Source organism: Caulobacter sp. GW821-FHT09A05, from assembly GCF_059418465.1.
On record NZ_JBWKPX010000036.1, the window covers coordinates 1 to 17,031 of the forward strand.

Annotated in this window: 17 protein-coding genes and 1 pseudogene; 3 read left to right on the forward strand and 15 right to left on the reverse strand. The window is 69.5% G+C overall.

Going from position 1 to position 17,031, the window contains the following annotated elements:
- Both AC07NX_RS23055 and AC07NX_RS23060 read left to right on the forward strand, forming a co-directional pair.
- On the forward strand, window positions 1–186 hold a 186-nt coding region (locus AC07NX_RS23055), incomplete at its 5' end, for an adenylyl-sulfate kinase (protein ID WP_494645036.1).
- Window positions 187–195: 9 nt separating this feature from the next.
- A pseudogene (locus AC07NX_RS23060) lies at window positions 196–293 on the forward strand (hypothetical protein); the annotation flags it as partial.
- On the opposite strand, the gene AC07NX_RS23065 reads toward AC07NX_RS23060, so the two are convergent.
- From AC07NX_RS23065 to pyrE, 15 genes are all read right to left on the reverse strand, one after another.
- Window positions 292–1,467, reverse strand: a complete 1,176-nt coding sequence (locus AC07NX_RS23065) for an MFS transporter (RefSeq protein WP_494645038.1) — start codon at window positions 1,465–1,467, stop codon at window positions 292–294. The pseudogene AC07NX_RS23060 and the gene AC07NX_RS23065 sit on opposite strands and share 2 nt — an antisense overlap.
- A 25-nt stretch (window positions 1,468–1,492) precedes the next feature.
- Window positions 1,493–3,202 (reverse strand): methionine--tRNA ligase, encoded by a 1,710-nt coding sequence (metG, locus tag AC07NX_RS23070; protein WP_494645039.1) that lies wholly within the window; start codon window positions 3,200–3,202, stop codon window positions 1,493–1,495.
- A gap of 1,165 nt (window positions 3,203–4,367) precedes the next feature.
- On the reverse strand, window positions 4,368–4,703 hold the full coding sequence (locus tag AC07NX_RS23075) for a UrcA family protein (protein ID WP_494645040.1): 336 nt from the start codon (window positions 4,701–4,703) through the stop codon (window positions 4,368–4,370).
- Between the two features lie 144 nt (window positions 4,704–4,847).
- Window positions 4,848–6,212, reverse strand: a complete 1,365-nt coding sequence (locus AC07NX_RS23080) for a serine hydrolase domain-containing protein (RefSeq protein WP_494645041.1) — start codon at window positions 6,210–6,212, stop codon at window positions 4,848–4,850.
- A gap of 126 nt (window positions 6,213–6,338) precedes the next feature.
- Window positions 6,339–8,615, reverse strand: coding sequence for a DNA topoisomerase IV subunit A (gene parC / locus AC07NX_RS23085; RefSeq protein WP_494645042.1), 2,277 nt, complete (start codon window positions 8,613–8,615; stop codon window positions 6,339–6,341).
- An 82-nt stretch (window positions 8,616–8,697) separates the two neighbouring features.
- A complete protein-coding gene (gene recO, locus AC07NX_RS23090; protein WP_494645111.1) occupies window positions 8,698–9,429 on the reverse strand; it encodes a DNA repair protein RecO in 732 nt (243 codons plus the stop codon).
- A 144-nt stretch (window positions 9,430–9,573) separates the two neighbouring features.
- Window positions 9,574–10,449, reverse strand: a complete 876-nt coding sequence (locus tag AC07NX_RS23095; RefSeq protein ID WP_494645044.1) for an arylamine N-acetyltransferase family protein — start codon at window positions 10,447–10,449, stop codon at window positions 9,574–9,576.
- A 242-nt stretch (window positions 10,450–10,691) separates the two neighbouring features.
- Window positions 10,692–11,651, reverse strand: a complete 960-nt coding sequence (gene era / locus AC07NX_RS23100; RefSeq protein WP_494645046.1) for a GTPase Era — start codon at window positions 11,649–11,651, stop codon at window positions 10,692–10,694.
- Between the two features lie 58 nt (window positions 11,652–11,709).
- A complete protein-coding gene (locus AC07NX_RS23105; RefSeq protein ID WP_494645048.1) occupies window positions 11,710–12,489 on the reverse strand; it encodes a hypothetical protein in 780 nt (259 codons plus the stop codon).
- Window position 12,490: 1 nt separating this feature from the next.
- On the reverse strand, window positions 12,491–13,192 hold the full coding sequence (gene rnc, locus AC07NX_RS23110; protein ID WP_494645050.1) for a ribonuclease III: 702 nt from the start codon (window positions 13,190–13,192) through the stop codon (window positions 12,491–12,493).
- Between the two features lie 148 nt (window positions 13,193–13,340).
- Window positions 13,341–14,189: a signal peptidase I gene (gene lepB / locus AC07NX_RS23115; RefSeq protein WP_494645052.1), complete on the reverse strand. Its 849-nt coding sequence runs from the start codon at window positions 14,187–14,189 to the stop codon at window positions 13,341–13,343.
- Window positions 14,190–14,358: 169 nt separating this feature from the next.
- On the reverse strand, window positions 14,359–14,499 hold the full coding sequence (locus AC07NX_RS23120) for a hypothetical protein (RefSeq protein ID WP_494645054.1): 141 nt from the start codon (window positions 14,497–14,499) through the stop codon (window positions 14,359–14,361).
- Between the two features lie 286 nt (window positions 14,500–14,785).
- Complete coding sequence (acpS, locus tag AC07NX_RS23125; RefSeq protein WP_494645056.1) at window positions 14,786–15,187, reverse strand: holo-ACP synthase; 402 nt, start codon at window positions 15,185–15,187, stop codon at window positions 14,786–14,788.
- Window positions 15,184–15,939: a pyridoxine 5'-phosphate synthase gene (locus AC07NX_RS23130; RefSeq protein WP_494645058.1), complete on the reverse strand. Its 756-nt coding sequence runs from the start codon at window positions 15,937–15,939 to the stop codon at window positions 15,184–15,186. The genes acpS and AC07NX_RS23130 overlap by 4 nt, the downstream gene beginning before the upstream one ends.
- Window positions 15,940–15,944: 5 nt before the next feature.
- Window positions 15,945–16,529, reverse strand: a complete 585-nt coding sequence (gene pyrE / locus AC07NX_RS23135; protein ID WP_494645060.1) for an orotate phosphoribosyltransferase — start codon at window positions 16,527–16,529, stop codon at window positions 15,945–15,947.
- A 55-nt stretch (window positions 16,530–16,584) separates the two neighbouring features.
- On the opposite strand from pyrE, the gene AC07NX_RS23140 reads away from it, so the two are divergent.
- Complete coding sequence (locus AC07NX_RS23140; RefSeq protein ID WP_494645061.1) at window positions 16,585–17,001, forward strand: NUDIX domain-containing protein; 417 nt, start codon at window positions 16,585–16,587, stop codon at window positions 16,999–17,001.
- Window positions 17,002–17,031 lie beyond the last annotated feature (30 nt).

Here is a 17,031-nt window from a genome sequence, read left to right on the forward strand (position 1 = left end):
CGCGACGTCAAGGGCCTCTACAAGAAGGCCCGCGCCGGGCAGCTGAAGAACTTCACCGGCATCGACAGCCCCTACGAAGCCCCCGAACACCCCGAACTGCGCATCGACACCACGAAGATGGACCCGGTCGCCGCCGCCGAGCGCATCGTCGCCTGGCTGGAAGGCGAGATCGATTACGAGATCTGACGCGGCGAAATCCTCGTCCTTCGACAGGCTCAGGATGAGGATTTCTTCTGCGCCCGCATTGAATTCGGCCTCATCCTGAGCTTGTCGAAGGACGAGGACGACCACTCAGCGCGTCCGCTTTAGGAGGTTGACCGCGCCGATCAGGCCAAGGCCTCCCATCGCCGCCATGGCCAGGTAGCCCCTGGTCCCGAAGGCGTCGAACAGCGGGCCCGAGGCCAGGGCGCCGACGCCCAGCATGAAGCCGGCCGACAGGGCCGAGTTGATCGCCTGGGCGGCCGAGGCGCTGCCCGGCGGAGCCAGGCGCTCGATCAGCCGCAGCGAGGCCATGAAGCTGGCCGCGAAGGTCAGGGCGTGCAGGGCCTGCAGCGGGAACAGCAGCCACAGCGGCGGGGCGAAGGCATAGGCGGTCCAGCGCAACAGGGCCGCGGCCCCGCCCAGCACCAGCAGCGTCTCGGGCCCGACCCTGCGCCGCCACGGTTCGGCGAACCACATGAAGCCGACCTCGACGGCCACCCCGACGCCCCACAGCACGCCGATCAGCGGGTCCGAGAGGCCCTGCTGGCGCCAGAGCAGGGCCGAGAAGCCGTAATAGAAAGCGTGCGTCCCCTGGATCAGGCCGGCGGTGATCACCGCCAGCACGAAGGTCCGGTCGCGCAGCAGGCCGCCCAGGCCTTTCCAGCGCTCGGCGCGGCCGAGCTGGGGGGCTCCGGCCTCGCGGACGCGATCGGGCGGCAGGACCAGGATCGAGACCACGGCCACGCCGACCGCCGCCGCGGTGATCCAGGCGGCGATGACGCCGGGCGCCGTGACCGCCAGGATCGCGCCCATGGCCAGGTTGGCGACGATGAAGGCCGCCGAGCCCGCGCCGCGCGGAACGCCGTAGTTGAAGCCGTCCAGCCGCGAGCGCCGCAGGGTGATCACGTCGATCAGCGGCGTCAGGGTGGTCAGGCAGGTCATGCCGACCAGCCAGCAGGCCAGCAGACCCCAGAACCCCGAGGCGAACACCATGGCCAGGTAGCCGGCCGCCGCGCCCAGGGCCAGCAGCGCCAGGGGCGTGCGACGCAGGGTGAAGCCGTCGGCCCACACCGCCAGGCCCGGTCCCAGGAACGGCCGGGCCAGCAGGGGCGCGGCCAGGATCACCCCGATCTCGGCCCCCGTCAGGCCGCGCGAGCGGAAATAGGTGGCGATGTAGGGCAGGCTGACGCCGGTGCCGAGATAGGAAACGACATAGAACAGGCCCAGGCGGGCCTGGGCGGACGTGAAGCGGGGGGAGAACCTCACGAACGCTCCCTCCCCTTTCCTTCCCTTATTCCGCCCCGCCGAACCGCGCGGTCCATTCGGCGATCTGCTCGTCCTCGATCTTCTTGAACAGCACCTCCGGCGCGCGGACCGCCAGGCCGACCGGCAGGGCCGACAGCTCGGCGGCGGCGTCGGTGGTCGGCCAGGCCGGCGGCCAGGACAGCGCGAAGGCCTCGGCGATCTTCTCGGCCGCGAACGGGATGAACGGCGCGGAGATGCGGGCGTACAGGGCCGCCAGGTTCAGGGCGGTGCGGACGATCACGGCCGCGCGGTCACGGTCGGTCTTGATCGCCGTCCACGGGGCGGCCTCCTGCAGGTACTCGTTGCCGACCACCCACAGGGCCCGCAGGGCCTGGGCGCTCTTGCGCACCTCGATGGCCTCCATCTGCTCGGCGAGATCCGCGAGACGCGCGGAAACGTCGGCGAACAGTTTCTCCTCCAGCGGGCCGGGAGCCCCGCCCTCGGGGATCACGCCGTCGAACTTGCTTTCGGTGAACTTCAGGATGCGGTTGACGAAGTTGCCCAGCACGTCGGCCAGGTCGCGGTTCACGGCGCTGGCGAACTGCTCCCAGGTGAAGGCGGTGTCGCTGCTTTCGGGCGCGTTCGAGGTCAGGTACCAGCGCCACAGGTCCGGCGGCAGGAGCTCCAGGGCCGCGTCCATGAACACGCCGCGCCTGTTCGAGGTCGAGAACTTGCCGCCGTACCAGTTGAGCCAGTTGAAGGCCTTGAGCATGTCGACGCTCTTCCACGGCTCTTCCGAGCCCAGGATCGTGGCCGGGAAGCTGACCGTGTGGAAGGCGACGTTGTCCTTGCCCATGAACTGGACGTAGCGGACGTCGGCCGCGCCCTCGTCGGTGCGCCACCACGACTTCCAGTCGCGGCCCGGCCCGGCCTCCGCCCATTCCTGGGTGGCGGCGATATATTCGATCGGCGCGTCGAACCAGACGTAGAAGACCTTGTCCTCGAAGCCCGGGCGCGGGAACTCGCCCTTGGTCACCGGGATGCCCCAGGAAAGGTCGCGGGTGATGCCGCGGTCGATCAGGCCTTCGTCCAGGTGCTTGTAGGCGATCGACTTGGCCAGCAGCTGCCAGTCGGGATGGCTGTCGATCCAGGCCCGGATGCGCTCGGCCATCTTGGTCTGCAGGAGATAGAGGTGCCGCGTGTCGCGCACCTCCAGGTTCCGCGAGCCGGAAATCACCGAATAGGGGTCCTTCAGCTCGGTGGGGTCCAGCAGGTTGCCGCAGTTGTCGCACTGGTCGCCGCGGGCCTTCTCGAAGCCGCAGTGCGGACAGGTGCCCTCGATGTAGCGGTCGGGCAGGAAGCGCTTGTCGTCGATGGAATAGACCATCTGGTCGACGCGCTCCTCGATCAGGCCGCGGTCCTCCAGCACCTCGCAGAAGTGCTGGGTCAGGCGATGGTTCTGCGGCGAGGACGAGCGGCCGAAATGGTCCCACGACAGGCCGAAGGCGCGGCCGACATCGTGCTGCAGCACGTGCTGCTCGGCGCAGTAGGTCGCCACGTCCTGGCCGGCCGCGGCCGCCGCCAGCTCGGCCGGGGTGCCGTGCTCGTCGGTGGCGCAGATATAGAGGGTGTCGTTCCCCCGGGCGCGCTGGAACCGGGCGTAGACGTCGGCCGGCAGCATCGATCCCGCCAGATTGCCCAGGTGCTTGATGCCGTTGATGTACGGCAGGGCGGAGGTGATCAGGATGCGGGCCATGGGTCTTCCGGGGGAGTCGAGGAGCGGTTGGATATAGAAGGTGGGGACCGGAAACGAAAGCGCCGCGAGCCCCCTCCGGCCCTTCGGGCCACCTCCCCCAGAGGGCAGGGGTATCGCATATGGAAATTCCGGCCCAAATCAGGGTTCGGACCGGCTTTGGCGCCACCTGGATCGACCCAAGGAAAGCTTCGGATCGCGCGCGAATACTGACTTTCGAGTCGGCTCCACTGCGCACCGAGATGGCCGTTTTTCCATATGCGATACCCCTGCCCCAGAGGGGGAGGATCTACGCCGCGATAGATGCTCCCCCTCGGGGGGAGCTGTCGGCGAAGCCGACTGAGGGGGTCTTTCGCACGCACGACATCTCATGCTCACGCGGAAACCCGCTGAGGGAATGGAAAGGGTCGCGGAGCGCCGGACATCGTCCGGAGTGTTTTGACTATTACCGTTTCGACGAAGCCCAGATCGCTCCGCGCGGTCGTTATCCGCCAGCGTCCGGTAGGCAGCCCTGTTGAGGCTTAGCCGGACTCCGGACCCCGCCGTTTCCGACGGACTCCGGCGACGAGGGCGCGGATCTACGACACACGCGCTTGGTCCCCATCGACGCCGACGGCGGGCGGGCTTCCCAACGATGGAAGGCCCCGGACACGCTGGAGTAACCCCCTCCAGCCCAGTCCCGCTCGATCGCCCCCCGCCGCCGCATCGGTCGCTGGCCATGCGCCCTTTCCACGCGACGAGGTGGGACCAGGATAAGGGTGGTCCGAAGGGGGGAGGACCAAATCGGGTCGAGAAAGTTCAGGGGGTTGATATCGCTAGCGTTCATTCCGAACAGGCCGAGCATGGACGCTCCTCCCCCGCGACGCGGGGGAGGTGGCGCGATGCGAATACGCATCGTGACGGAGGGGGCGTGGCCGCCGCCGAACTCCCCCTCCATCTCGTCGCTGCGCGTCGAGCCATCTCCCCCGTTTCACGAGGAGGAAAAGGGTTAGGACACGCCCCCACCGTCTTCGCCCCCATGACCGCGATCAGCTCGGCGGGAGCCTCGTGGCGTCTCCCCTTGGGGCGGGGGACATGCGACGCCGTGAGCGCTCTGAGGGATGAAGCGGCCGGGCCGTGTGGCGCGCCCGGCGCTCCCGCCACCTCCCTGGAGGGAGGATCTCGTGGATCAGCCGCCGCTCGCGCGCAGGGCCCGGCCCTGCTCGCGCGACAGCTTGGACTGGACCTCGTCGCGGATGTCGATGCGGCAGGCGCGCGCCGACCAGCGGTCCAGCTTTTCGGCCCGGGTCCGGGCGTCGCAGACCGTCTCGCCGGCCGCGTCGATCCGGGCCTGGAGCCGGCGCGCGTCGTCGGGACGGGAAAGGTCCAGGTCGCCGACCCGGATCGTGGCCAGCACCGGAGGTCTGGCCGGCGCGGCCCAAGCCGGCTGGACTAGACCGAGGACAGGCAGGCCTGCCAGGCCCAGCACCGCGATCGTCGACAGCTTGGTGATGAAACGGCCCATGTTGGCCTCCCCTGTCCTTGGCGACGCCGTCCGCGTCGTCTTCGAGGGGTAGAATGGCCAGACTTCCTGGAGAATACGCGTTACGTCTGCTTCATGACGCCGTATTCATAGAGTGAACGTCGTGTAATCTTTCCGGCGCCCAAGTCAGCGCGAAGAGGAATTCAGCCGCGCTTCCTTGACCGGCGGCTTTTCCAGCGCCTGGTAGACCACCGTGCGCGTCGTCGCGTCCAGGCCCGAGCCCACGCCGCCCAGGCGCTGGATCATGCCGACGAAGAACAGGTCGTTGGCCGGGTCGATCCAGAACCAGGTGCCGGCGCTGCCGCCCCAGCTGATCGTGCCCGGCCCGACCGGCGCGCCGGACAGGTGCGGGTCGACCGCCACGGCCACGTCCAGGCCGTAGCCCATGCCGGCGCTGAACGGGAACGGCTTCTGGTCAGGGCGCAGCACCCCGGCCGTGCCGTTGGTGGTGACCTGGAAGCTGGGCGGCAGGTGGTTGGACCGCATCAGGGCCACGGTCTCGGGCCGCAGGATGCGCACGCCGTCCAGTTCGCCGCCGTTCAGGATCATCTGGGCGAAGCGGGCGAAGTCGCCGGCGGTGGACAGCAGCCCCCCGCCCCCGGACGGCGCGGCCGGCGGCCTGGACACGTCGCGCCACGGCCCCTCGCTGGCCGGGATCAGCTTGCCCGTGGCCGGATCGCCGTCATAGAGGGCGGCCAGGCGCGGCAGCTTCTCGGCCGGGGCCCAGAAGGCGGTGTCCTTCATCTTCAGGGGACGGAAGATCCGCTCCTCCATGAACACCGGCAGGGTCTGGCCCGACAGGCGCTCGACGATCAACCCCTGCAGGTCGGCGGCGACGCTGTAGCGCCACATCACGCCAGGCTGGGCGTACATCGGCAGCATGGCCACCTTGCGGACCAGGTGGTCCAGGCTGTCGGACTGCAGCACCCCGGCCCGGTAATAGGCCTGGTCGGCGACGCTGGCCGGGTCGTCGGCCAGGCCATAGGCGAAGCCGGCGGTATGGGTCATCAGCTCGCGCATGGTCGGCGGACGGCTGGCGGGAGTCAGGATCGGCCGTCCCTGGGCGTCGACACCGGAGGCCACGCGCAGGTCGGCCAGTTCCGGCAGGTATTCCGTGACCGGGTCGTCGAGCCGCCACCGGCCCTCCTGATAGAGGATCAGCATCGCCACCCCGGTGACCGCCTTGGTCTCGGAGCGGATGCGGAAGATGGCGTCGGCGGGCATGGCCTCGCCGGTCTCCAGGCTGCGCTTGCCGAAGGCCTTCAGCGACACCACCCGGCCATGACGGCCCAGCACGGTGACGCCGCCGGCGATCTGGCCCTGGTCGACCAGGGCCTGCATCGTCTCGTCCAGCTTCCGCAGCCGCTCGACCGAGAACCCCGCCGTCTCCGGCCGGGCCACGGGCAGGGGCGCGGCGGCGACGGAGCCGGCGGCGGTGAGGCCCAGCAGCGTCGCCAGGGCGCCGGCGGTTCTCCGGAACGGCTTCATCATTTCACGAGATCCTGTCATCCCGGACAAGCGCGCAGCGCGCCGATCCGGGACCGATCCAAAGCGCGGCGCTTCCGGCGGTCCCGGATCTGCGCTTCGCTTCGTCCGGGATGACAGGGAGAGAAGTCATCACTTGGGCCGGAAGCGCTTGGAGGTCGGGAAGCCCTTGGGCGACAGCTTGCCGGCCCCGGCCCGGCGGCCGACCCAGTCCTTCCACTCGGTCCAGTCGCGGCGGCGGCCGGCCGTGTCGATCCAGAAGGCGCCGCCCTCGGTGGTGAACGAGATCGCGTCGCGCAGCCCGCCCTCGCGATAGGACTGCAGCTTGACGCCCTTGCCGCGCGGCATTTCCGGCAACTCCTCCAGCGGGAAGATCAGGATCTTGCCATTGTCGCCGATCACCGCGATCTGGTCGCCCGTCGCCTCCAGGCAGAAGGCCGCGCCGGCCGCGTCGACCGTCAGCACCTGCTTACCCGCCTTGCGGTTGGCCAGGGCCTCTTCCTCCGGCATCAGGAACCCGTAGCCCTGTTTCGAGGCCAGGAAGCGTTTGCGCCCGGCCTTGAACGGGAACATGTCGATGATCTTCACCTTGTCGTCGAGCTCGATCATCATCCGCACGGGCTCGCCGTGGCCGCGCGCCGACGGCAGGTTGGCGCAGCTGATCGTGAAGAACCGGCCGTCGCTGGTGAACAGCAGGAGCTTGTCGGTGGTCTCGGCCGGGGCCAGGAAGCCCAGCTTGTCGCCTTCCTTGAACTTCAGCTCGGACGGGTCGTCGATCTTGCCCTTGGCGGCGCGGATCCAGCCGCGGTCCGACAGGATGACGGTGATCGGCTCGCGCACGATCATCGCCTCCAGGGCGGCGTCGGCGTCGACCAGCGGCGCGTCCTCGAAGATCGAGCGGCCGATCACCCCGGTCGGGCGCGGCTTGTCGTGCGGGTGGGCGATCTTGACCAGGACGGCGCGCACCTGGCGCAGGCCCGCGCCGACCAGGTCCCATTGTTTCCTGTCACTGGCCAGCATGGCCATGATGCCGTCGCGCTCCTCCACCAGCTCGGCGTGCTCGCGGCGGATCTCCATCTCCTCCAGCTTGGCCAGCTGGCGCAGGCGGGTGTTGAGGATGGCGTCGGCCTGGATGTCCGACAGGGCGAAGGCGGCCATCAGCTTCTGCTTGGGCTCGTCCTCGTAGCGGACGATGCGGATCACCTCGTCCAGATTGAGGTAGGCGATCAGCAGGCCGTCCAGGATGTGCAGGCGGGCCTCGATCTTGGCCAGGCGGTGGCGGGCCCGGCGGGTCAGCACCTCGCGACGGTGGGCCAGGAACGCCATCAGCGCCGACTTGATGCCCATGACGCCGGGCGTGCCCTTGGCGTCCAGCACGTTGATGTTGACCGGGAAGCGGCTTTCCAGCGCCGAGAGCTTGAACAGGCTCTCCATCAGCACTTCGGGCTCGACGTTCTTGGACTTGGGCTCGAGGACCAGGCGGATGTCCTCGGCGCTCTCGTCGCGCACGTCGCCCAGCAGGGCGGCCTTCTTGCTGTCGATCAGGTCGGCCAGCTGCTCGACCAGGTCGGACTTCTTGACCTGGTACGGGATCTCGGTGACGACGATCTGGTAGGTGCCGCGGCCGGTGTCTTCCTTCTCCCAGCGGGCGCGGGTGCGCACGCCGCCGCGACCGGTCTCGTAGGTCTCCAGCAGGCTCTCGCGGGATTCGACGATTACGCCGCCGGTCGGGAAGTCCGGCCCCGGCACGCGCTCCAGGATCTCGGCCGTGGTCGCCTCGGGCTTGGACAGCAGCAGCAGGCAGGCGTCGATCAGCTCGGCCGGGTTGTGCGGCGGGATCGAGGTGGCCATGCCCACGGCGATGCCCGACGAGCCGTTGGCCAGCAGGTTGGGGAAGCCCGACGGCAGGACCACCGGCTCCTCGTCCTGGCCGTCGTAGGACGGCTTGAAGTCGACCGCGTCCTCGTCGATGCCGTCCAGCAGCAGCATGGCCGCGGCGGTCATCTTGCACTCGGTGTAGCGCATGGCGGCGGGGTTATCGCCGTCGATGTTGCCGAAATTGCCCTGGCCGTCGACCAGCGGCACCCGCTGGGCGAAGTCCTGGGCCAGGCGAACCAGGGCGTCGTAGATCGACTGGTCGCCGTGCGGGTGGAAGTTACCCATCACCTCGCCGACCACCTTAGCGCACTTGCGCGCGGCGCCCTCGGGGTTGAGGCGCATGTTGTTCATCGCGTGCAGCACGCGACGGTGCACGGGCTTCAAGCCATCGCGCACATCGGGCAGGGCCCGCGAGCCGATCGTCGACAGGGCATAGGCCAGGTAGCGCTTGGACAGCGCCTCGCTCAGCGGCTCGTCGAGGATGCGGCCGTCTTCCGGGCCGCCGGGGGGAGGTAGGACTGGTTTGTTCATCTGGGAGATTCGTTACGCGTGAAAGGCACAGTAGCAGATGTGGGAGGCCCAAATCCTCCCCCTGTGGGGGCGGTTCGCGGCGTCACAATCGCCCCGCCTCGCCCAGACGGTCCAGCAGCCATACCCGGGCCGGCGGCAGCGGCCTGTTCAGCGGATGGAACACGAACTGCTCGAGGAAGTGGCCGGTGATGTCCAGGCCCGCCTTGACGTCGCCCTCGGCCAGCCCGCCCTGGGCCGACAGCATGAACGGCGGCAGGGGCAGCAGCTTGTCGCGATAGGGCGCGCCCGCCGCGCGGCTGACCGCCCGGCCCGTCCGGGGGCTGACATAGACCAGGTCGTCCAGCGAGCCGGTAGCGGCGCACCGGGACAGGTCCAGGCCGAAACCCAGGTCCTGCAGCAATCCGGCCTCGAAGCGCACATAGACCGCCGGCCAGATCGCCGGGACGGCCAGGGCGGCGATCAGGGCCTCCAGGGCGTGGAAGGCCCCAGGATGGGCCTCGCGCTCGGGCAAGGCCCCGGCGGCGACGGCGGCGGCGGCCGACAGGCCCGACAGGGCCAGGGGGTCGTCGAACAGCGAGGAAGGGCCCTCGCCCATCGGCTCCAGGGTCGCCGCGCCCAGCTGGTCGCTCATCCGGGCGCGATAGCGGGCGATGACCTTGGCCCCGGCCTGCAGGAACGGCTTCATCCGCCGCGAGGCCGCGCCCGAGACATGGGCGACGAACTTGCCCCGGTCCTGGGTCAGCAGCTCGACGATCGCCCCGGTCTCGCCATGGACCCGCGCCGACAGCACGAAGGCTTCGTCCTCCCACTCCATATCAATCACCGCTCATCCCGGCGAAAGCCGGGACCCAAGCGGCGTTGGCCGTGTGGTCTCCGCGCGAAACCCCAAGCTCGGCTTGGGTCCCGGCTTGCGCCGGGATGAGCCGATTGTGGAGACGCAGGATCGGCGTGATGCGCACTAGGATGACGTCCCCCAGCCCACGATCTTCTCGATCAGCGGCCGCCATTCGGCCTGGACCGGCAGGCCGATGACGTCGCGCAGGGTCGCCTCCAGCGCGTCGGCCGACAGGTCGCGCTGTTCGACCAGGGCGCCCGTGGCGTCGCGGTGGGTCAAGCGATTGTTCTTCAGGGCGTAGCGCGCGGCCGGCGTGGTGCGGCCGGCCGTCAGGCTGAAGGTGAAGTGCGAGCTGGGATGGGCGTAGGTGTAGAAATTGGCCTGTTCGTAGTCCTGGTCGGCCAAGGCGCCCAGCGCCACCTGGTAGGTCGCCGCCCAGCGGCCCGAAAGGTCGGCCTGGACCTGGCGCTCGCCGCCCAACTCATCGACCGGCAGGATGCGGAACGCGCCGTTGGGCGTGGCCTGCACCGCGTCGGAGAACAGCGCCAGCGGCCCCGTCAGCACGCAGCCGCCGAAGCCGACGTCGGCCAGCCAGGTCGTGTCGTCTCCGGGAACGCGCACGGCCAGCACCATGTGCGAGCGCGGCCGCGGCGGCAGGTGCTCTGGGACCATCCACAGCACCCGCGCCATCAACCCCGTGACCTCGAAGCCCAGCGCCGTCAGCACCCGCTTGAAGAGACCGTTCTGCTCGTAGCAGTAGCCCCCTCGCCCGGCCGTGATCAGCTTGGCGTCGACCTGCGCCGGATCCAGGCTGATCGCCTTGCCCAGCAGCACGTCGAGGTTCTCGAACGGGATGGCGTCGGGGTGCCGCTGGTGGAGGGCGCGCAGCACCGCGAGCGTCGGCTCGCGCGGGCCGTCATAGCCGATGCGGGCGAAATAGGCGTCCAGGTCGACGCTGGGCTGGGCCGCCTCGGCGGGCGCGATGTCGAGCTTGCTCAAGGCGCGATATTCCCTGTCTGTTCACGGTCCAAGGACAGGGTGCGGGCGGCGAAGTCAAGAGATGTCGCCCGAGCTCCCGGCCCTTCGGGTCGTGCTCCGCGCGCCCAAGGGTAAACTCCGCGAAGCGAAGAGCCGGGACTCAGGGGCGGCCGCACCGCGCTGGCCCGGTCACCTGGATCCCGGACAGCCTCTACGAGGCTTCCGGGATGACAACGGAGATTTGCGGATGAAGGCTCTTGGTCCTAGACGTCGAAATCCAGGCCCATGTCGTTGAACAGGCCGCGCTCCTCGGCCCAGTTCTCTTTCACCTTCACGTGCAGGAACAGGTGGATCTTGCGGTCGAGAATGTCCTGCAGCTCCTCGCGCGAGGCCTTGCCGATCCACTTGATCACCTCGCCGCCCTTGCCCAGCACGATGGCGCGCTGGCCGTCGCGCTCGACATAGATGGTCTGCTCGATGCGGGCGCTGCCGTCGGGGCGTTCCTCGAAGGCCGTGGTCTCGACCGAGGCGGCGTAGGGCAGCTCCTCGTGGACGCGCAGATAGATCTTCTCGCGGGTGATCTCGGCGGCCAGCAGGCGGGCCGGCAGGTCGGCGGTCTGATCTTCCGGATAGAGCCACGGCCCCTCCGGCATCAGCGAGGCCAGCTTGGCCATCAGGTCGTCGACCCCGGCGCCGGTGGCGGCGCTGATCATGAAGACCTCGGAATAGACGCCGGTGTCGAACAGGTCCTGGGTGACGGCCAGCAGGGTCTCGCGCTTGACGCCGTCGATCTTGTTGAGCGCCAGGATCACCTGGCGATTAGCGGCCTTCAGGCCCTCGATGATGGTCTGGACGTCCTGCACCGAGCGGTGCTCGCCCGGGGTGGCGCGGCGCTCGCGCACGGCCAGCTCGGCCTGGACATCGACGAGGTGGACCACGACCTCGCTGTCCTCGGCCCCGCTCCAGGCGGAACGGACCATGGCGCGGTCCAGGCGACGGCGCGGCGTGAAGATGCCGGGGGTGTCGACGAGGACGATCTGAGTGTTTCCGGTCATGGCCACGCCGCGCACGGGGAAGCGCGTGGTCTGGACCTTCTGGGTGACGATCGAGACCTTGGCCCCGACCATGCGGTTGACCAGGGTGGACTTGCCGGCGTTCGGGGCGCCGATGATGGCGGCGAAGCCGGCGCGGGTGGTTTGGTTTTGGGAGGTGGTTTCAGTCATTGCGGGTGCGTGTAGCACCGATGCGTCGAAAAAGCCCTCCCCCAGTTGGGCGGCCCCTTCAGGCCAATGGGGCGAAAGGGACGAGGCCGAAGCGGCGCAGGCGTTCGTTGGCGGCGTCGGCGTAGCGGTGGGCGAAGGCCTCGCGTTCCTCGCGCGGCCGGGCAAAGAACGCGGCTTCCCGTGCCTCCCAGTCGTCTGGGCTGTCGGCCGGCGCGCGTTCCACCTTCTCCAGCCAATCGACGTGGTGGCCGATCTCGTGCGGCAGGGTGCGGTAGAGTTGGGTGGCGCGTATCGCGTCCAGAGTCGGCGTCACGATCCAGCGCGATCCGACCTGCTCGACCTTGTGCCCGTCAGCCGCCAGCCGCGCCAACTCCGCCTGACCGCCCGGTCCCAGCGCGCTCGACCATACGATCGGCTTGGTGGGATCCACCGCCTCGATGAAAACCATCGGCCCCGAGGAGAAAGAGGGCCGTCCTTGCAGGCCGAGGTCGGCGCTGTAGGCGAAACGCCCCCAGACCGGCGAAAGAAGCCGCGCTTTGCGCGTGGGTTGTCGCAGGACGATCGCCGCCAGGCTTTCCCAATCGGTGCGCGGCAGGCTTTCCAGCATCCGCGCGATGTCGGCCACGGAACAGGCGTGGACGCAGCCACCGTGATTTTCCTCGGCCACGAACAGCATTTCATAGCCGGCGATCGTGACCCGGATACGCTGGTGAGGGCCGAGCATGGCGTACCAGATCCGCTCCTCGGACGAGGGCCAGGGAATGACCATGCGATTGTCGAGGCCATGACCCTGCTTGGCCGTGCCGATATTGCGGTTGCGGCGAGCCGGGACGCGCACCTTAGGCTCCGCCCGCCCCTTCCCGCGCCAGCAGCGCCTTGGCCGCGGCCTTCTCGGCCTCCTGCCGCGAGCGGCCCTCGGCATATACCGGATCCAGCCCCGCCACCGTCACCTGCACGGTGAACACCGGCGCGTGGTCGGGCCCCTTGCGGTCCTTGACGGCGTAGGTCGGCAGCGGCTTGCCCTTGCCCTGGGCCCATTCCTGCAGCGCGGTCTTGGGATCGCGCGGCTTGCCCTGGTTGGCGCGCTCGAACTCGTCGGCCCACAGGTCGAGGAACACCCGGCGAGCGGTTTCCAGTCCGCCGTCACGGTAGAGGGCGGCCATCAGCGCCTCGGCGGCGCCGGCCAGGATCGAGTCGGTCTCGCGGCCGCCGATCTTGCTGGACGAGGCCGACAGGCGCAGGGCCGGGCCCATCTCCGCGCCGCGGGCGACCCGCGCGCAGGTCTCGCGGCTGACCAGGGCGTTCAGGCGCGGGGCCAGCTCGCCTTCCTTGGCCTTGGGGAAGCGCTCGGCCAGGGCCTCGGCGGCCAGCAGGCCCAGCACGCGGTCGCCGATGAACTCCAGCACCTCGTTGTCGCCGGCCTTCTTGGCCCCGTCGCCCACGCTGGCATGGGTCAGGGCCAGCTCCAGCAACTGGCGGTCCTGGAACCTGTGGCCGATCCGGCGCTCCAGCTCGCCGACCGCGACGGCGCGTCTATCCATTGGAAATGCTCTGGGTGCGCCCTCGTCCTTCGACAGGCTCAGGATGAGGGCTACTGGGGCGTTCACAGCCCACGAGGCGATTCATTCGATATCCTCATCCTGAGCCTGTCGAAGGACGAGGATATCGCGAGAGGTCGTTGCGCCAAACCTACTTCAGGACGCGGAAGAAGCGGCTGGGACGCGCCTCGGTGAACCAGGTCCATGGCTTGAACAGGTGGGCGTCGGCGTTCCACGACAGCAGGATCAGCTGGGCACGGCCCACCAGGTTCTCGGCCGGCACGAAGCCGACGCCTTCCTGCATGCCGATATACTGGTCGTTGGCGTAGTCCCACTTGCAGGTGCCGGGACCGGTCTTGAAGGCCGAGACGCCCGGGTCGAAGCGGCTGTCCAGCGAGTTGTCGCGGTTGTCGCCCATGAAGAAGTAGCAGCCCTGCGGCACGGTGTAGACGCCGGTGTTGTCGGCGTCGCTGTCGGGGCCGTAGTCCTGGGTGGCGTACTGGCGGCCTTCGGGATTGGTCTCCTCGAAGCGGCCGGCCCGGATGGTGCCATAGCCGGTGTCGACCAGGGCCGAGGGCATTTCCTTGCGCGGCAAGGCCTTGCCGTTGATGTAGACCACGCCGCCGCGCACCTGGACCTTGTCGCCGGGCAGGCCGATCAGGCGCTTGATGTAGTCGACGTTGGGGTCGCGCGGCAGCTTGAAGACGATGATGTCGCCGCGCGTCGGGGCCTTGCCCAGGATGCGGCCGTCGAACAGCGGCGGGCTGAACGGGATCGAGTGCTTCGACCAGCCGTAGCTGTACTTCGAAACGATGATGTAGTCGCCCTGGTAGAGATTGGGCTCCATCGACGCCGACGGGATCGTGAACGGCTGGAACAGCAGCACACGCAGCACCAGGGCGATCGCCAGGGCGTAGGCGACCGTCTTGACGATCTCGATGAACTCCTTGACCGCCCCGGCCTTGTCGTCGGGCGTTTCGGTTTCGGCGGCTTCGGTCATGCGCTGTGGGGCTCTCGACGGAATGGACGGCGGGCGAACCCGACGCGCCTAGCTAGACGGGGTTTACGACGGGGGCAAGCGTGGCGCCCGTTAACTCGCCGTCATGGCGTAGGCGGCGGGGCGTTGCGCCCGGGCGGCGCCTGGCCCAGCTTGACCGTGGAATCCAGGCTCAAAATGTGGCGAGGATCGCCACCAGGACCAGGGCGAAGAAGCCCCAGCCGACCAGCAGCCAGGCCAGCGGGCGCTCCTGCCAGGGCTTCGGCTGGTGCTCGCGCGCCGCCTTGATTTCGGCATCGCTCCAGATGGCCATGGTGTTTCCCCGTCCCAGAACGGCGCCGTGGGCGGCGCTTGGGGATCGCGGTGCAAGGCGGGGGCCGGGCCACTAGGCGCCACCCGCGCGGGAGGGCTATCGCCTATGGCTTCGCGCAAAAAGGCTGTCATCCCGGACAAGGCCGGCGAAGCCGGGCGCCGATCCGGGACCGCCGCAAACGCTGAGCTCACGCCCCGGTCCCGGATCTTCGCGCTGCGCGCTCGTCCGGGATGACAGCCGTTTTATGGTGACCAGGCGGTAGGCCCCCGTGCGGGAAAGACCGAAGCTAGACCGCCGGCACCGCCTCGATGATCACGAAGGCCTGGGCGTAGGGGTGGTCGTCGGTCAGGGACAGGTGGATCACCGGGGTCATGCCCTCGGGGACCATCGCCGCCAGGCGCTCGGCCGCGCCGCCGGTCAGGGCCATGGTCGGCTTGCCGGACGGCAGGTTCACCACGCCCATGCCCGCCAGGTGCACCCCGCCCTTCAGACCGGTGCCCAGGGCCTTGGAACAGGCCTCCTTAGCGGCGAAGCGCTTGGCGTAGCTGGAGGCGCGGTCGGGCTTGCGCTCGGACCGCTTGCGCTCGATCTCGGTGAAGACCTTGTTCGTGAACCGGTCGCCGAACCGTTCGAGGGATTTCTCGATCCGGCGGATGTCGCACAGGTCCGAACCGATCCCGATGATCACGCGGCGGCCTCCAGCCTCGCCGCGTCCATCAGGGCCCGCATCCGCAGGATGGCCTGCGGCAGGCCGACGAAGATCGCCTCGCCGATTAGGAAGTGGCCGATGTTGAGTTCAGCGATCTGCGGGATGGCGGCCACCGGCTTGACGGTGGCGTAGTCGATGCCGTGGCCGGCATGGACCTCCAGGCCCAGGCTGGCGGCCAGGGCCGCGCCGGCCTTCAGCCGTTCCAGGATGGCGGCGGCCCGGTCGGCGTGACCCTCGCGGGCGGCGTCGCAATAGGCGCCGGTGTGCAGCTCGACCACCTGGGCGCCGGCCTCGGCCGAGGCCTGGATCTGGGCGGGATCGGCCTCGATGAACAGCGACACCCGGGCCCCAACGGTCCGCAGGCGGGCGACAGCCTCGACGATACGGACCTTGCCGCGCACCACGTCCAGGCCGCCCTCGGTGGTGACCTCCTCGCGGCGCTCGGGCACCAGGCAGGCGGCGTGCGGCCGGGCCTGCAGGGCGATGCCGACCATCTCGTCGGTGACCGCCATCTCGAAGTTCAGCGGCTTGCCGCGCTTCAGGCACAGGTCGGTCAGCAGGACGATGTCGGCGTCGCTGATGTGGCGGCGGTCCTCGCGCAGGTGGGCGGTGATGCCGTCGGCGCCGGCCGCCAGGGCCAGCTCGGCGGCCCGCACCGGCTCGGGATAGCTGGCCCCGCGCGCGTTGCGGATCGTGGCCACGTGATCGATGTTGACGCCCAGCCGCAGCATGCGCGTCAGCCCTTCAGGCGCCGGCTGCCGGGATCCTCGATCGGGATCGCCGCCAGTTCCGGCGGCAGGGCGTCGGCCGGATAGGCCGGGACCTCCAGGCTGGCCAGGGCCACCAGCGGCACGCCGACATCGGCCTTGCCGCCCGAGCGGTCGACGATGCAGGCCGCGGCGATCACCTCGCCGCCGGCCTCCTGGATCGCGGCGATGCACTCCCGCGACGACAGGCCGGTGGTGACGATGTCCTCGACCATCACGACCTTCGCGCCCGGCTCCAGGTGGAAGCCGCGGCGGAACTTGAAGCCGCCGCCCTCGCGCTCGACATAGATCGAGGCGACGTTCAGCCAGCGGGCGGTCTCGTAGCCGGGGATGATGCCGCCCACGGCCGGCGAGACGGCCACGTCGGGCTGGCCGACCGTGGCCACGATCTTCTCGGCCAGGGCCTTGCAGAGGCGCGCGCACCGCTCGGGCCGCATGAACACCAGGTTCTTCTGCAGGAAGACGGGGCTGTGCAGGCCGGAGGACAGCACGAAGTGGCCTTCGCGCAGGGCGCCGGCGGCGCGGAATTCGTCGAGGACGTCGTCATTGGTCATGAGGGCTGGATATAGGCCGGTGGGGGCGAGTCTACAAACGCTGTAGAAGGCGGCCATGAGCACCGTGGAATCACTCTCCGAACTCCGCCCCCGCGTCGGCTGCGGCGCGGCGATCCTCGACGGCGAGGGCCGGATCCTGCTGGTCCAGCGCCGCCGCCAGCCCGAGGCCGGCCATTGGGGCCAGCCCGGCGGCAAGCTGGACTGGGGCGAGAACGGCCGCGCCTGCGCCGAGCGCGAGATCCTCGAGGAGCTGGGGATCACCATCGTCGCCGGCCCGGTGCTTTGCGTCACCGACATGATCGCCGAGGGCAGCCACTGGGTGGCCGTGACCTACCGCGCCGACGGCTGCGTGGGCGAGCCGGCGATCCTCGAGCCGCAGGCCCTGGCCGACTGGGGCTGGTTCTCGCTGGACGCCCTGCCCTCGCCCCTGACCGCCGCCACCCTCGACGCGGTCGCCGCGCTTAGGGCATAAGCGCGCCACCGATTTGCGAGGAAGGTTCGC

Coding starts and splice junctions, on each gene's coding strand:
- metG (WP_494645039.1), bottom strand. CDS start 3,202: ATGGCCCGCATCCTGATCACCTCCGCCCTGCCGTACATCAACGGCATC.
- AC07NX_RS23075 (WP_494645040.1), bottom strand. CDS start 4,703: ATGGGCCGTTTCATCACCAAGCTGTCGACGATCGCGGTGCTGGGCCTG.
- AC07NX_RS23080 (WP_494645041.1), bottom strand. CDS start 6,212: ATGATGAAGCCGTTCCGGAGAACCGCCGGCGCCCTGGCGACGCTGCTG.
- parC (WP_494645042.1), bottom strand. CDS start 8,615: ATGAACAAACCAGTCCTACCTCCCCCCGGCGGCCCGGAAGACGGCCGC.
- recO (WP_494645111.1), bottom strand. CDS start 9,429: ATGGAGTGGGAGGACGAAGCCTTCGTGCTGTCGGCGCGGGTCCATGGC.
- era (WP_494645046.1), bottom strand. CDS start 11,651: ATGACTGAAACCACCTCCCAAAACCAAACCACCCGCGCCGGCTTCGCC.
- rnc (WP_494645050.1), bottom strand. CDS start 13,192: ATGGATAGACGCGCCGTCGCGGTCGGCGAGCTGGAGCGCCGGATCGGC.
- lepB (WP_494645052.1), bottom strand. CDS start 14,189: ATGACCGAAGCCGCCGAAACCGAAACGCCCGACGACAAGGCCGGGGCG.
- AC07NX_RS23120 (WP_494645054.1), bottom strand. CDS start 14,499: ATGGCCATCTGGAGCGATGCCGAAATCAAGGCGGCGCGCGAGCACCAG.
- AC07NX_RS23130 (WP_494645058.1), bottom strand. CDS start 15,939: ATGCTGCGGCTGGGCGTCAACATCGATCACGTGGCCACGATCCGCAAC.
- pyrE (WP_494645060.1), bottom strand. CDS start 16,529: ATGACCAATGACGACGTCCTCGACGAATTCCGCGCCGCCGGCGCCCTG.
- AC07NX_RS23140 (WP_494645061.1), top strand. CDS start 16,585: ATGAGCACCGTGGAATCACTCTCCGAACTCCGCCCCCGCGTCGGCTGC.